The organism is Marichromatium bheemlicum (assembly GCF_012276755.1).
Classification (GTDB): Bacteria; Pseudomonadota; Gammaproteobacteria; order Chromatiales; family Chromatiaceae; genus Marichromatium; species Marichromatium bheemlicum.
Genome location: NZ_JAAXKX010000012.1, coordinates 33,726 through 47,336 on the forward strand (window position 1 = coordinate 33,726; position 13,611 = coordinate 47,336).

Consider the following 13,611-nt stretch of genomic DNA (forward strand, 5'->3'; position numbering starts at 1 on the left):
ATGATGGCGCGTCGATGCCGGGCGACAGGTCCACGGGTGTTCCCAGCTCGTCGACTGAGCGGTGCGCGGACGGGACGTCGAGCCCGGGTTGATCGCGATCTCTTCGGATCGAATCCCCCCAACCCCCTTTGACCAAAGGGGGCTTTCAAGCCCTTTGCGTCCTTCGCGTCATCGCGGTCCAATCTGCTGGCTGCTGGCTGCTGGCTGCTGGCTGCTGGCTGCTGGCTGCTGGCTGCTGGCTGCTGGCTGCTGGCTGCTGGCTGCTGGCTGCTGGCTGCTGGCTGCCGTGCATGGTGGGCACGCTGCGCTTTGCCCACCCTACAAAAAACCTTCGCGTCATCGCGGTTCAATCTTCTGGGGACTGACCTTGCATCGGTCGCGATCTGCGTCTAACGTCCACGGTTTGCGGCGCGCCTGGTGGTTGGCGGTCGAGGATGCAGGATTCGAGCAGGAGCTGGGTGTGCGGTGGATGGGTTGATCGTCGACCTCGAGGTGGTTCCCGCGGGCGACGAGGCGCCCGCCCGTATCTTCAAGATCGGTGCGCTGCGCCAGGGGTCCGGCGAGACGCTGGAGCTGGACACCGACGGCGGGCTCGATGCCGCGCTGCGGCGCCTCGATGCCCTGGCCGAGGGTGCCGACTGCGTGCTCGGTCACAATGTCCTCGACCACGACCTGCCGCTGCTGCGTGCCGCCGCCCCCGATCTGAGGCTGTTGCGCCTGCCGGTGATCGATACCCTCAGGCTCTCGCCGCTGGCCTTCCCCCAGGACCCCTATCACCAGTTGGTCAAGGACTACAAGGCGGTCGCGGCAAGCCGTAACTCGCCACTGGCTGATTGTCGCGCGACTGCGGCCCTGTTCGATGCCGAGACCGAGGCCCTCGCCGCGCTGGGCGCGCGCTGCCCCGAGTTGCTCGACTGCTATCAGACCCTGCTCACCGAGCGCGCCGACGGCGGGCTCGGCGCCTGGTTCGCGGGCCTGACCGGGCACGCGCCACATGCGGCGGACTGGCTGGTCGGGGCGTTGCGCGGGTTGCTCGTCGACGAGACGACGGCGGCGGTCGTCCGGGTCTGTCCCGCCGCGCTGGAGGCGCTGCTCGCCGGGCTGGTCGTCGACACCGAGCGGCGCTGGTCGCTGGCCTATGCCTTGTCCTGGCTGCTGGCGGGCGTGGGCGAGGCGGTGCTCGCGCCCTGGGTGCGCCATCAGTTCCCCGTCACCGCCGAGCTGATCGCGCGGCTGCGCGACACCCCCTGTGGCGATCCCGCCTGCGCCTATTGCGCGCAGGTCCACGACCCGAGGACTCAGCTCCGGCGCTATTTCGGCTTCGAGGATTTCCGCCGCGAGCCCGAGGGCGGCAGTCTGCAGCACGATCTGGTGCTCGGTGGCATGCGCGGCGAGTCGCTGCTGGCGGTGTTGCCCACCGGCGGTGGCAAGTCGCTGTGCTACCAGCTCCCGGCGCTCAACCGCTATCAGCGCAACGGCGCGCTGACGGTGATCGTCTCGCCATTGCAGTCGTTGATGAAGGATCAGGTCGACGGGCTGCTGGCGCACAACCTGCACTGCGCGGCGACGCTCAACGGCCTGCTGACCCTGCCCGAGCGTGCCGACGTGCTCGATCGCATCCGGCGCGGCGCGGTCGGACTCCTGCTGGTCTCGCCCGAGCAGTTCCGCAACCGCGCCTTCCGCGCCGCCATCGCCCAGCGCGAGGTCGGTGCCTGGATCTTCGACGAGGCGCACTGTCTGTCGAAGTGGGGCAACGACTTCCGGCCCGACTATCTCTATGTCGCGCGTTTCATCCGCCGCTTCGGCGGCGACGATGCGCCGGTGGCGCCGATCGGTTGTTTCACCGCCACCGCCAAGCCCGATGTGCTGGAGGACATCCGCGCCCATTTCACCGAGGTGCTGGGGATCGGCTTCCGCGACCTGATCGGCACGCCCCGACGCGCCAATCTCGACTACGGGGTGCTGCCGGTCGGCGCCGCCGAGAAGCCGGTGCGCATCCATCAGCTGCTCACCGAAACCTTCCCCGAGCCCGACTCGCCCGGCGGCGCCGTGGTGTTCGCCGCCAGTCGGCGCCATGCCGAGGAGCTGGCCGACTTCCTCGTCGGGCAGGACTGGGACTGTCGGCACTTCCACGCCGGGCTGGCGCCGAACGCCAAGAAGGACATCCAGGACGCCTTCAAGCGCGGCGAGCTGCGGGTGATCGTCGCCACCAACGCCTTCGGCATGGGGGTTGACAAGCCCGACGTGCGGCTGGTGGTGCACGCCGACATCCCCGGCTCGCTGGAGAACTATCTGCAGGAGGCCGGTCGTGCCGGGCGCGACGGGCAAGCGGCGCGCTGCGTGCTGCTCTACGACCCGCAGGACATCGAGACCCAGTTCGGGCTCGCCGCGCGCACCCAGTTGAGTCTGCGCGACATCCAGCAGATCCTCCGCGCCCTGCGCAAGATCCGGGGCGCGCGCGGTGATGCCGCCGAGCTGGTGGTCAGCAGCGGCGAGATCCTCCAGCACGCCGCGCTCGATGCCGGGTTCGACGCCGATGCCGATCACGCCGAGATCAAGGTGGTGACCGCGATCGCCTGGCTGGAGCGCGCCTTGCTGCTCGAGCGCGATGTCAACGAGACCCGCATCTTCCCCGCGCGGCTGCACGAGCCGGATCGCGCCCGCGCCGCCGCCCGCCTCGACCGGGCGGGGTTGCCACGCCGCCAGCGCGCGATCTTCGACACCGTGCTCGATTGCCTCTACGCCGCCGCGGCCGATGCGCGGATCGACACCGACGCCCTGGCGCGGGCGACCGGGACCAGCGGTGAGGAGGTGACCGGGGTGCTGCGCCAGCTCGAACAGCTCGGGCTGGTGGACAACGACACCCAGCTCACGCTGTATCTGCGCCATGGCGTCAGTGGCGCGGCGAAGGGGCGCCTGGAGCGCTGTCTCGCGCTCGAACGGGCGCTGTTCGCGCTGTTGCCGGAACTCGCCCCGGATGCCGACCAGGGCGAGTGGCAGGACCTCAACCTGCCCCGGCTCACCGCGCGCCTGCGCGAGGAGACCGGGCAGGACGGGCTCAGCCCGCCGCGAGTGCTGCGGTTGCTGCGTGGACTCGCGCAGGAGCGCGATGGCGACAGTCGCCAGCCCAGCGCCTTCGAGCTGGATGCCTTCAGTCGCGACCATCTCCGATTGCGGTTGCGCGGGCGCTGGGGTTGGAGGCAAATCCGTGAGTTCGGCGAGCGCCGGCGCGCGCTCGCGGCGACGCTGCTGCGCTTCCTCATCGCGCGGATCCCCGAGGGGGTCAGGCGCAAGGATGTCCTGGTCAGCACCACCTTCGGCGAGCTGCTCGGCTGCATCGAGGGTGATGCGGTGCTCGCCGCCACCCTGCGCCCGGAGCAGCGTCGCGCGGCCATCGAGCATGTGTTGCTCTTCCTCCATCAGCAGGAGGTGCTGACGCTCAATCACGGCATGACGGTGATGCGTCGGGCGATGACCATCGCGCTCGCGCCCGAGCGCACCGGTGGCTACCAGCGTAAGGACCACGATCGGCTCGATGCCCATTATCGCGAGCGTCGCATCCAGATCCACGCCATGCGCGAGTATGCCGAGCGCGCCCTCGATAATGGCATGGAGGCGGCGCGGGCGCTGCTGTCCGACTATTTCAGCCAGTCCCGCCAGGCCTTCCAGCGTCGCTACTTCGCCGGCAAGGCCGAGGTGCTGAAGTTGGCCACCAGCGAGGCGTCGTGGCAGGCGATCGTCGAGCCGCTCAACGCGATCCAGCGCGGCATCGTCACCGCCCACGACGATCGCAACCGGCTGGTGCTCGCCGGGCCGGGCTCGGGCAAGACCCGGGTGGTGGTGCACCGCATCGCCTATCTGTTGCGGGTGTTGCGGGTGCCGGCGGCGAGCGTCATCGCGCTCACCTTCAACCGTCACGCCGCCAACGAGATCCGCCGACGTCTGTTTGACCTGGTCGGGCGCGATGCCTGGGGGCTGACGGTGCTGACCTATCACGCCATGGCGATGCGCCTGACCGGCACCAGCTTCGAGCGGCGCGACAGCGTCGACGAGGCCTGCCTGGGCGAGGTGCTCGACCGCGCCGCGGCGTTGCTCGAGGGCGCGGTCGAGGTCGACGGCGAGGACGATCTGCGCGAGCAGTTGCTGCGCGGTTATCGTTACATCCTGGTCGACGAGTACCAGGATATCGACGACCGTCAGTACCGCCTGGTCAGTGCGCTGGCGCGGCGGCGTGCCGAGGGCGAGCAGGACGCCGGGCTGTGCATCCTCGCCGTCGGCGATGATGATCAGAACATCTATGCCTGGCGCGGCGGCAACAACCGTCACATCGAGCGCTATCGCGAGGAATACGACGCCGAGATCGCCTATCTGGTGGAGAACTATCGCTCCAGTGGCGCCATCGTCGCCGCCGCCAATCGGCTGATCGCGACCAACTCCAACAGGCTCAAGGAGGCGCACCCGGTACGGGTCGATGCCGCGCACGTGCAGGCGCCGCCGGGCGTGCGCTGGGCGGCGCTCGATCCCGTGGCGGCAGGGCGGGTGTGCTCTCTGCGCCTGCCCGAGGGCGACCGCGCCAGCGGCAACCAGCAGGCCCAAGCCGCGCTCGGCGAGCTGCGCCGGCTGCTCGTGCTCGAGGGCGAGGGTGAGTGGCAGGGCTGTGCGGTGCTGGCGCGCAGCCATCGCTATCTGCGCCCGTTGCAGGCCTGGTGCGAGCGCGCCGGGGTGCCCTACCACCTTGCCGCCGAACAGGGGAGGGCGCTGCCGCTGACCCGTGAGCGCGGCTTCCTGCGGGTGATCGACGCGCTGCGCGCGTTGCCCCGCGAACAGGTGCTCGATGCCGCCGCAGTACGGGCGCGGATCGCGGAGCTGGGGCTCGAGCCGCGCTGGCGGCGCTTCTTCGCCGAGGCGTTGGTGGCGCTGGCTGGCGAGCTTGGTGATTGCCAGCTCGCACCGGCGACGCTGATCGACTGGCTCTACGACCATGCTCGCGAGATCCGCCAGCAACCGCATCCCGGGCTCTTCCTCGGCACAGTGCACGCGGCCAAGGGGTTGGAGTTTCGCCATCTGGTGCTGCTCGACGGTGATTGGCGCGCGACGCCCGAGGCGATCGAGGAGATGCGCCGACTCTATTACGTCGGTATGACCCGTGCTCGCGAGACCCTGACGCTGTGCGCCATCGGCGCGGGGAACCCCTGTCTCGATGCGCTCGGCGAGGAGCTGTTCGAGCGCCAGGTGCGGCTCGCGCACGCCCCCGAGCTGGAGGTGTGTTATCAGCCGCTGGGGTTGCAGGAGATCGACCTTGGCTATCCGGGGCGCCAGCCCGAGGGGGCGCCGATCCATGCCGCGATCGCCGCGATCGTGCCGGGCGAGCGTCTGCTTCTGGTCCCGGAGGGGGAGCGTTATCTGCTGCGCCGCGCCGATGGTCAGGTGGTCGGGCGGACCGCGCGGGCCTTCCGGCTGGGGCTGGTCGATCCGGTCTGCGAGGTCGTTGCCATCATCCGCCGCGAGGCCGAGGACAGCGAGCCACCATTCCGCAGCAAGCTGCGCTGCACGCGCTGGGAGGTGGTAGTGCCGCGGCTGATCGGTCGGCCGCAGAGGCGGGTGGCGGCGCTGTCGGTGGGTTGATCGCGCGGGGCACCAGGGGTGCTGCCCCGCGCCGGTCGGTGTCTCAGGGTTGCTGCGGCATCATGCCCATGCCGCCGAAGAGGGCGCCGATGATCGCCCCGATCACGGCGAAGATGAGGCTGAGGATGATGACGGCCGGGATCGCGGCGATGGAGACCTTGACCAGGAAGACCACCATCGACCAGAAGGGCATCTTGATGTCGGTGATGCTGACCTGGGTCGAAGCCGTGTTGTCCATGCGAGCTGCTCCTTGATGTGGTGGGGCTGACCCCCGTGCCCGGATCACCGCGCGGACATCGTGCGAGCGTCGTCCCCGGCGTGGTGACCCCCTGTCTCAGGGTAGACGATGGTGTCCGGGTTGGGGCTTGACCGCCGTCAGCCGCCAGGAGATTGAACCGCGATGACGCGAAGGACGCGAAGGGATTTCGTAAGGGGGCAAAGGTACCGTTGTTCCAGGATAGCGTCCCGCGCCCTGTAGGTTGGGTTGCCGTCGGCAACCCAACACCGGTGCCGTTGCCCGATGATGACCCGCCGATGTCGGGTGACTCGCCCACGGACGTTCCCAGCTCGTCGACTGAGCGGTGCGCGGACGGGACGTCGAGGCCGGGTTGATCGCAATCCCTTCGGATCGAATCCCCCAACCCCCTTTGACCAAAGGGGGCTTTCAGGTCCCTTGTGTCATGACGGTTCGAGTCAACTTCCAGCGACCAGCGACCAGCGACCAGCGACCAGCGACCAGCCGTCAGCCGTCAGCCGTCAGCCGTCAGGAGATTGAACCGCGATGACGCGAAGGACGCGAAGGGTTTCGTAAGGGGGCAAAGGCACCGTTGTTCCAGAGATAGCGTCCCGCACCCTGTAGGTTGGGTTGCCGCCGGCAACCCAACACCGGTGCCGTTGCCCGATGATGACGCGCCGATGCCGGGTGACTCGCCCACGGACGTTCCCAGCTCGTCGACTGAGCGGTGCGCGGACGGGACGTCGAGGCCGGGTTGAGCGCAATCCCTTCGGATCGAATCCCCCAACCCCTTTGACCAAAGGGGGCTTTCAGGTCCCTTGTGTCATGACGGTTCGAGTCAACTTCCAGCGACCAGCGACCAGCGACCAGCGACCAGCCGTCAGCCGTCAGCCGTTAGGAGATTGAACCGCGATGACGCGAAGGACGCGAAGGGTTTCGTAAGGGGGCAAAGGCACCGTTGTTCCAGAGATAGCGTCCCGCACCCTGTAGGTTGGGTTGCCGCCGGCAACCCAACACCGGCGCCGTTGCCCGATGATGACGCGCCGATGCCGGGTGACTCGCCCACGGACGTTCCCAGCTCGTCGACTGAGCGGTGCGCGGACGGGACGTTGAGGCCGGGTTGATCGCAATCCCTTCGGATCGAATCCCCCAACCCCCTTTGACCAAAGGGGGCTTTCAACGCCTTTTCAATACCTTCGTGTCCTTCGCGCCATTGCGGTTCAATCCCCCGGCGTCTGGCGGCTCCGACCTATCCGTTGCGGGAGATGCGGATGCTGAAGTCGATCTGCTCACCGCGTCGTGCCGAGGCGCGGGGCTGGAAGGGGCGGATCAGCCAGACGGTCGGGGCGGTGGCGGTGAGGGTGGCGGTGCGGCCCTCGAACTCGCCGCGGAAGACCGCGTTGCCGCTGCCGTCGGCGGCGTCGTGGACGTTGAAATAGACGTTGCTGCTCGCGCTCTCCAGGGTGATCTCCAGACGCTCGCCGGGTGCGCTGCGGATGGCGTAGGCGGGACTGGCATAGCCGTCGATGCGGCCTTCGAGGCGTAGTGGCTCGGCGCCGCCGGTCTGGACCTCGACCAGGGTCTCGTCGGGGCCGAGCAGGCGGGGGATGGCGGTGTCGGTGAGGTCGTCCTCGGTGGTGGTGGGCATGCCGGTGCAGGCGACGAGGAGTGCAAGCAGTGGCAGGGTGGCGAGATGGCGGATCGGGCGCATACAGGTGCTCCTGGTGATCGGGTGACAGGGCTTGATGTTGACGCCCTGGCGCTCTCGATCAAGTGGATCGGTGCCTTGGGACACGCGTTGCGTCGTCGCGAGGTCCCGGTCGGTTCTCGGCTGACCGGTATTGCGGCTGTGTCCTCGGGGCTGAGGGGCGCTCGATCAGCCCAGGCGTGGTGGCGGCAGGGTGCCGACCAGGCGGAAGCGGCGATAGTCGGTGAGGATCTCGGCGTGATCGAAGGCGAGTCGCTCGGGGAGTTCGTCGGGATTGAACAGCTCCACCCCCTTGGCATCATCACGGGCCTCGGGTTCGCCACTGGCGGTGGCGATATAGACCGCGCTGGCGGTATGGATGCGGGGGTCACGCAGCGGCGCGGAGTAGATCCCGAGCAGTGCTTGTAGCTCGACCTGTAGGGCGGTCTCCTCCAGTGCCTCGCGGACCGCGGCGCGCTCGACCCGTTCACCGGGATCGACGAAGCCACCGGGGATGGCCCAGCCGTGGGGGGGATTGCGCCGCTTGATGAGTACGATCGGGCGCTCCGGTCGGTCGATCAACTCGATGATGACGTCGACGGTGAGCAGTGGGGTGGCGGGTGCGGGCATCGTTGACCTTTTGGGGTTGGGGCTATGCGCGACGCAGCCGACCGATGGTCTCGATCACACCGAGTACCAGGGCGCCGGCGAGGATGCCGATCAGGGCGTTGATCAGCAGTGGCGTCAGGGTCGCGAGCAGGACGCCGAGTAGGGGCAGCCCGGCGAGGACCTCGGCGAGGTGGTGGAGTGGGTCGCCGATCATGGGGAGTCCGTGGACGAGGATACCGCCGCCGACCAGGAACATGGCGATGGTACCGACGATCGAGAGCCCCTGCATCAGTCGTGGTGCGGCGCGCAGGATGGCCGCGCCGAGTCGGCGCTGGCCCTGGGCGAGGCGCCCGTCGCCGTCGCGGTGACTGAGATAGAGCCCGGCGTCGTCGAGCTTGACGATAGCCGCGACCAGACCGTAGACACCGACGGTCATCAACACGGCGATGCCGGCGAGGACCAGTACCTGGGTGAGGAAGGCGGCCTGTTCGACGGTGCCCAAGGTGATGACGATGATCTCGGCCGAGAGGATGAAGTCGGTGCGGATGGCGCCGGCGATGCGCGTGCGCTCGATGGTGGCGAGGTCGGTCGCGGGGTCGGCGAGGGCCTGTTCGAGTTCGGCCTCGTGGGCCTTGCCCTTGGGGTTGCCGTGGAGGCGGTGGGCGACCTTCTCGAAGCCCTCGTAGCAGAGAAACAGCCCGCCGAGCATCAGCAGCGGCATGATCATCCAGGGGGCGAGGGCGCTGATCAGCAGCGCGGCCGGGACCAGGATCAGCTTGTTGCGTAGCGATCCCTTGAACACCGCCCAGACCACCGGTAGCTCACGCTCGGCGCGCAATCCGTGGACCTGCTCGGCATTGACCGCGAGGTCATCTCCGAGCACGCTTGCAGTCTTGCGCGCCGCGACCTTGGTCAGTAGCGAGACGTCGTCGAGGACGCTGGCGATGTCGTCGATCAGGGCAAGCAGGCTGGTGGCCATGGTCGTGGATTCTCCAGTGGCGCGCGGCCAAAGTCGCTATTTGATATGCGTCATTCGCTTGTGTCGAGAGAGCAGCGAAAATTCAACGTTAATCTGATAAAAGTCTTTGATAGAGATCATTACCACCATGTCGTCAGTTCTGCCCCCCCGCCTCCTGCGCCCGCTGTCCCTACCGCTGCGTCTGATGCCGACGACCCTGCACAGTCGCGCGTTGGCGCGTATCCTCAATCAGGTGATGAAGGAGTCGATCGCCGACGGTGAGCTCGATTTCCTCGAGGGCCGTCAGGTCGCCATCGAGATCGCCGATATGGGGGTGCGTTATCGGCTCGGCTTCGAGAACGGTCGTATCCAGGGTTATGGTGAGCAGCGTCCGGCCGATGCCAGTATCGCCGGTGACACCCGCGAGTTCATGTTGCTGGCGGCGCGTCAGGAAGATGCCGATACCCTGTTCTTCCAGCGTCGGCTGCGGATGTCGGGCAGCACCGAACTGGGGCTGTATCTGAAGAACTTCCTCGATGCCTTCGAGCCACCGGAGCGTTGGCAGCCGCTGACCCGGGCGATGGACCGCATGGTCGGGATGCGCTTCCCCGGTCACTGAGCCCCCCTGGTATCGCTCGTGAAAACGCCCCGTCAGGCCTGGCCTGACGGGGCGTTTTCGTAGGTGATGCCTGCCTGATGCCGTCCCTGGCTCAGCGACTCAGTGGTTGGGCACGATCAGCACCGGGATCGGGCTGTTGTGCAGCACCTTGCGTGCGGTCGAGCCGATCGCCCCCAGGCCCATCTGGGCGTGGGTGCGGGTGCCGAGCACGATCAGATCGGCCTTTCGGGCAGCGGCCACGCGCAGGATCTCCTCCGAGGGCAGTCCGCTGGCCACCTCCAGTGCCTCGACGATGTCGGCCTCGGCGCTGCACGAGCCGGGGACCTCGGCGCAATACTTGGCCAGGCGCTTGTGGAGGGTGGCGAGCACCTCCTTGAGCACCTGCTGTTCGTGTCGCTTCATGTCCATGTCGGGCAGATAGGCGCCGACCACCGTCTGGCCGGTGTTCCCCATCGGCTCGACCACGTGCAGCATGGTGATGCGTGCGCCGGTGTACTTGGCCAGTGCCACGGCGTTGTGGAACACCGGTCGGGTGTGGGCGCCGAAGTCGGAGGCGTAGAGGATGTGCTGATAGGTCGGCATCTGGTTCGTCATCATTTATAACCCTGCAATTGGTCGATGTACTCCGGCAGGAACAGCGAGATCTGCGGGATATAGGTGATCAACATCAGGAAACCAAGCAGCAGCAGCATCCATGGCAGTACCGCCTTGATGACCCAGCCGATGCTCTCGCCGGTGATGCCGGCGGTGACGAATAGGTTGAGTCCGACCGGCGGTGTGAGCATGCCGATCTCCATGTTGACGACCATGATGATACCGAGATGGATCGGGTCGATCCCGAGCTGCACGGCGATCGGGAACAGGATCGGCGCCATGATCAGCAGGATCGCCGAGGGCTCCATGAAGTTGCCCGCGATCAGCAGCAGGATGTTGACCACCACCAGGAACATCCAGGGCTCGAGGCCCCACTCGACGATCGACTCGGCGATCTGGTGCGGGATGCGCTCGGTGGTCAATACATGGGCGAACAGCATCGCGTTGGCGATGATGAACAACAGCATGATCGAGACCTTGGCCGCGTCCAGCACCACCTTGCGCACCTCGGGGTGGGCGAAGCTGGTGGCCAGTGCCGTGGGCACCTGCCAGGTGTTGCGCCCGAGCATGCGGAAGAAGCCCTCGCCCTGGTAGCGCCAGGGCACGGTCTTGAGCGGGCCCATGTCACGATAGCCGATCACCGCGACGAAGAAGGCGTAGATGGCCGAGACCGCCGCCGCCTCGGTGGGGCTGGCCACGCCGCCGTAGATCGAGCCGAGCACGATCACGATCAGCAGGATCCCGCCAGAGGCGCTGAAGGCGGCACGCGAGACCTCACGGATACCCGGCCAGGGCTGTGAGGGCAGCTTCTTGACGCGGGCGACGATATAGATGGCGATCATCAGGATCAGCCCCATCATCAAGCCGGGGACGAAACCGGCCATGAACATCCGCGCGGCCGAGACCTCGGTGGCTGCGGCATAGACCAGCATCACGATCGAGGGCGGGATGAGGATGCCGAGGGTGCCGGCATTGGTGATGACGCCTGCGGCGAAGGCCTTCGGGTAGCCCGACTTGACCATGCCGGCGATGACGATGGTGCCGATCGCGGCGACGGTCGCCGGTGACGAGCCGGAGACGGCGGCAAACAGCATACAGGCGAGCACCGAGGCCATCGCCAGACCGCCGCGGATGTGTCCGACCACATCGGTGGCGAACCGGATTAGGCGTTTGGCGACCCCGCCGGTCGACAGGAATGCCGAGGAGAGGATGAAGAAGGGGATCGCCAACAGGGTGTAGTGCGCCGAGAGCGCCTCGAACAGCTTGAGTGCGATCGAGGCGAGCGAGTCGTTGGAGAACAGTAGGATGGTGGTGATGCTCGACAGGCCGAGCGCGATGGCGATCGGCATGCCCAGCAGCATGCAGCCGAACAGCAGCAGGAACAGGGTTGCGGTGGTCATTTCTCGGCCACCTCACGCTTGAGCTCTTCGGCCAGGTGCATGCTTTCCTCTGCCTCGTTGGTTTGGTGGAAGCCGGTGGCTCGGCCGGTGATGACGGACCAGAGCAGTTCGAGCAGGCGGATCGAGAGCATCACTAGGCCGATCAGCAGGATGCTGTGGGCGACCCAGGTCTGGATGGCGATGTCCTCGAGCTCGATGCCGATCATCTTCATCTTGGCCAGGTAGACCCAGGCGCCGTAGATGAACAGACCGCAATAGGTGAGCGCGAGCAGGATCGCGACGGTCGAGATCAGCCGCTGGCCGAGCGGCGAGAACAGCCGTACGAAGGCGTCGACCCCGATGTGGGCGCCGACCTTGAGTCCGTAGGAGGCGCCGAACAGGACGAACCAGGCCGACAGGTGCAGAGTGGCCTCCTGCCCCCAGGAGACACCGGTGTTGAAGCCGAATCGCATGACGACCTCGGCGAACACCAGGAGGGTCATCGCCACCAGCAGCAGCGAGATGATGGCCTCCTCGGTCTTGTTGATAAAGCGCAAGAACATGGTCAATGACGCTCGAGTTGGATGAAGGTGATCAGATTGAGGTTAGACACTCGCGCGTCGGTTGGCGCGCGTGTTCATACCGTCGATGAGGCAGTGCGCCCCGCCGGTTGACCGGTGGGGCGCACTGACCGAGGCCGCCGTGGCGGCAGGACGGGCCCGCCGCCGTCGGGCCTCAGTTGCCGCGGTTCGAGGCGTAGGCGGCGTCGATCAGCTCGGCGCCGATCTCATCCTCGAACTGCTTCCACACCGGCTTCATCGCCTGCACCCACTGGGCGCGCTCTTCCGGCGAGAGGGTGATGATTTCGGTGCGCCCGGATTCGACGATCTTCTGACGATCCTCGAGCTCCTTCTCACGCGCAACCTGGTTGCCGTAGGCCACGGCCTCGTCGAGCGCGGCCTTGAGCTCGGCGCGCAGATCGTCGGGCAGGCCGTTCCAGAAGTACGACGAGGTCACCACCAGGTAGTCGAGCAGACCGTGGTTGGACTCGGTGATGTAGGGCTGCACCTCGTAGAACTTCTTGGTGTAGGTGTTCGACCAGGGGCTCTCCTGACCGTCGATGGCCTTGGTCTGGAGCAGGGTGAAGACCTCGGAGAAGGGCTTCTTCAGCGGGGTGGCGTCGAGCGCCTCGAACTGTGCCTCGAGCACCTCGGAGGACATGATGCGGAACTTCAGTCCGGCAGCGTCCTCGGGCACGCGCAGTGGCTCGTTGGAGCTGAACTGCTTGAGACCGCTGTGCAGATAGCCGAGACCAATCAGTCCCTTCTTCTCCATCGAGGACATCAGCCCCTGGCCGGCCTCGCTCTGCTGGAAGCGATCGACCGCATCGAGGTCCTCGAACAGGAAGGGCAGGTCGAAGAGGGCGAGCTTCTTGGTATAGCGACCGAACTTGGAGAGCGCCGGAGCGGCCAGCTGGACGTCGCCGAGCTGCATCGCTTCGAGCACCTTGTCGTCGCCGAACAGCTGCGAGTTGGGATAGACCTCGACGATCACGCGATCGCCCATGCGTTCGGCGACCAGTTCCTGGAACTTCTGCGCCATCAGGCCCTTGGGCGTGTTCTCGGCCACCACGTGGGAGAACTTGATCACAATCGGGTCATCAGCGGCGCTGGCGGTGCCGGTGACCAGGGTGGAAGCGGCGGTGATCGCTGCCAGGGAGAGTGCGGCTAGAGTCGGTTTCATCAGTTCCTCCGCAAGAGGCCCCGTCTTTTTCGATCGGGGGAGTTAGCGGGCCGCCCGCTGGGGCGGCGGTTTTCCACTCACGTGCCGGGGATCCCGGGGTGGGGCGGTGGCGTGTCGTATCGGCAGCGACCGCCCCCCCTGGAAGGTTAGCGCGGCCAGCCT

General features: G+C 67.1%; 10 protein-coding genes. 2 read left to right on the plus strand and 8 right to left on the minus strand.

The features are described from left to right. Nucleotides 1-465 precede the first annotated feature (465 nt). Nucleotides 466-5,625 carry a RecQ family ATP-dependent DNA helicase gene (locus HF203_RS09580; RefSeq protein WP_168669060.1) on the plus strand — a complete coding sequence of 1,720 codons (5,160 nt, stop codon included), beginning with the start codon at nucleotides 466-468 and terminating at the stop codon, nucleotides 5,623-5,625. Between the two features lie 43 nt (nucleotides 5,626-5,668). Here the strand turns inward: HF203_RS09580 and HF203_RS09585 are convergent, their stop codons facing one another. The 4 genes from HF203_RS09585 to HF203_RS09600 all read right to left on the minus strand — a co-directional run bounded on the left by HF203_RS09585 (nucleotide 5,669) and on the right by HF203_RS09600 (nucleotide 9,135). Then, nucleotides 5,669-5,863, minus strand: a complete 195-nt coding sequence (locus HF203_RS09585; RefSeq protein ID WP_168669062.1) for a hypothetical protein — start codon at nucleotides 5,861-5,863, stop codon at nucleotides 5,669-5,671. Between the two features lie 1,246 nt (nucleotides 5,864-7,109). After that, nucleotides 7,110-7,571, minus strand: coding sequence for a hypothetical protein (locus HF203_RS09590; protein ID WP_168669064.1), 462 nt, complete (start codon nucleotides 7,569-7,571; stop codon nucleotides 7,110-7,112). A 165-nt stretch (nucleotides 7,572-7,736) separates the two neighbouring features. Continuing rightward, nucleotides 7,737-8,177 carry an NUDIX domain-containing protein gene (locus tag HF203_RS09595; protein ID WP_168669066.1) on the minus strand — a complete coding sequence of 147 codons (441 nt, stop codon included), beginning with the start codon at nucleotides 8,175-8,177 and terminating at the stop codon, nucleotides 7,737-7,739. 22 nt (nucleotides 8,178-8,199) lie between these two features. Then, entirely contained in the window at nucleotides 8,200-9,135 is a 936-nt protein-coding gene (locus tag HF203_RS09600) for a DUF808 domain-containing protein (RefSeq protein ID WP_168669068.1), read from the minus strand. Between the two features lie 127 nt (nucleotides 9,136-9,262). On the opposite strand from HF203_RS09600, the gene ubiT reads away from it, so the two are divergent. Beyond that, nucleotides 9,263-9,733, plus strand: coding sequence for a ubiquinone anaerobic biosynthesis accessory factor UbiT (gene ubiT / locus HF203_RS09605; protein WP_168669070.1), 471 nt, complete (start codon nucleotides 9,263-9,265; stop codon nucleotides 9,731-9,733). 99 nt (nucleotides 9,734-9,832) lie between these two features. Here ubiT and HF203_RS09610 read toward each other — a convergent pair whose 3' ends face one another. From HF203_RS09610 to HF203_RS09625, 4 genes are all read right to left on the minus strand, one after another. Beyond that, complete coding sequence (locus HF203_RS09610) at nucleotides 9,833-10,330, minus strand: universal stress protein (protein WP_168669072.1); 498 nt, start codon at nucleotides 10,328-10,330, stop codon at nucleotides 9,833-9,835. Continuing rightward, nucleotides 10,327-11,727, minus strand: a complete 1,401-nt coding sequence (locus tag HF203_RS09615) for a TRAP transporter large permease (RefSeq protein ID WP_168669074.1) — start codon at nucleotides 11,725-11,727, stop codon at nucleotides 10,327-10,329. Before HF203_RS09615 ends, HF203_RS09610 begins: the two co-directional genes overlap by 4 nt. Beyond that, nucleotides 11,724-12,269, minus strand: coding sequence for a TRAP transporter small permease (locus tag HF203_RS09620; RefSeq protein WP_168669076.1), 546 nt, complete (start codon nucleotides 12,267-12,269; stop codon nucleotides 11,724-11,726). Before HF203_RS09620 ends, HF203_RS09615 begins: the two co-directional genes overlap by 4 nt. A 172-nt stretch (nucleotides 12,270-12,441) precedes the next feature. Further along, nucleotides 12,442-13,449, minus strand: a complete 1,008-nt coding sequence (locus HF203_RS09625; protein WP_168669078.1) for a TRAP transporter substrate-binding protein — start codon at nucleotides 13,447-13,449, stop codon at nucleotides 12,442-12,444. Nucleotides 13,450-13,611 lie beyond the last annotated feature (162 nt).

Excerpts from the sequence above, each read along its gene's own strand:
- HF203_RS09585 (WP_168669062.1), bottom strand. The coding sequence starts at position 5,863 with ATGGACAACACGGCTTCGACCCAGGTCAGCATCACCGACATCAAGATG.
- HF203_RS09590 (WP_168669064.1), bottom strand. The coding sequence starts at position 7,571 with ATGCGCCCGATCCGCCATCTCGCCACCCTGCCACTGCTTGCACTCCTC.
- HF203_RS09595 (WP_168669066.1), bottom strand. The coding sequence starts at position 8,177 with ATGCCCGCACCCGCCACCCCACTGCTCACCGTCGACGTCATCATCGAG.
- HF203_RS09600 (WP_168669068.1), bottom strand. The coding sequence starts at position 9,135 with ATGGCCACCAGCCTGCTTGCCCTGATCGACGACATCGCCAGCGTCCTC.
- ubiT (WP_168669070.1), top strand. The coding sequence starts at position 9,263 with ATGTCGTCAGTTCTGCCCCCCCGCCTCCTGCGCCCGCTGTCCCTACCG.
- HF203_RS09610 (WP_168669072.1), bottom strand. The coding sequence starts at position 10,330 with ATGATGACGAACCAGATGCCGACCTATCAGCACATCCTCTACGCCTCC.
- HF203_RS09615 (WP_168669074.1), bottom strand. The coding sequence starts at position 11,727 with ATGACCACCGCAACCCTGTTCCTGCTGCTGTTCGGCTGCATGCTGCTG.
- HF203_RS09620 (WP_168669076.1), bottom strand. The coding sequence starts at position 12,269 with ATGTTCTTGCGCTTTATCAACAAGACCGAGGAGGCCATCATCTCGCTG.
- HF203_RS09625 (WP_168669078.1), bottom strand. The coding sequence starts at position 13,449 with ATGAAACCGACTCTAGCCGCACTCTCCCTGGCAGCGATCACCGCCGCT.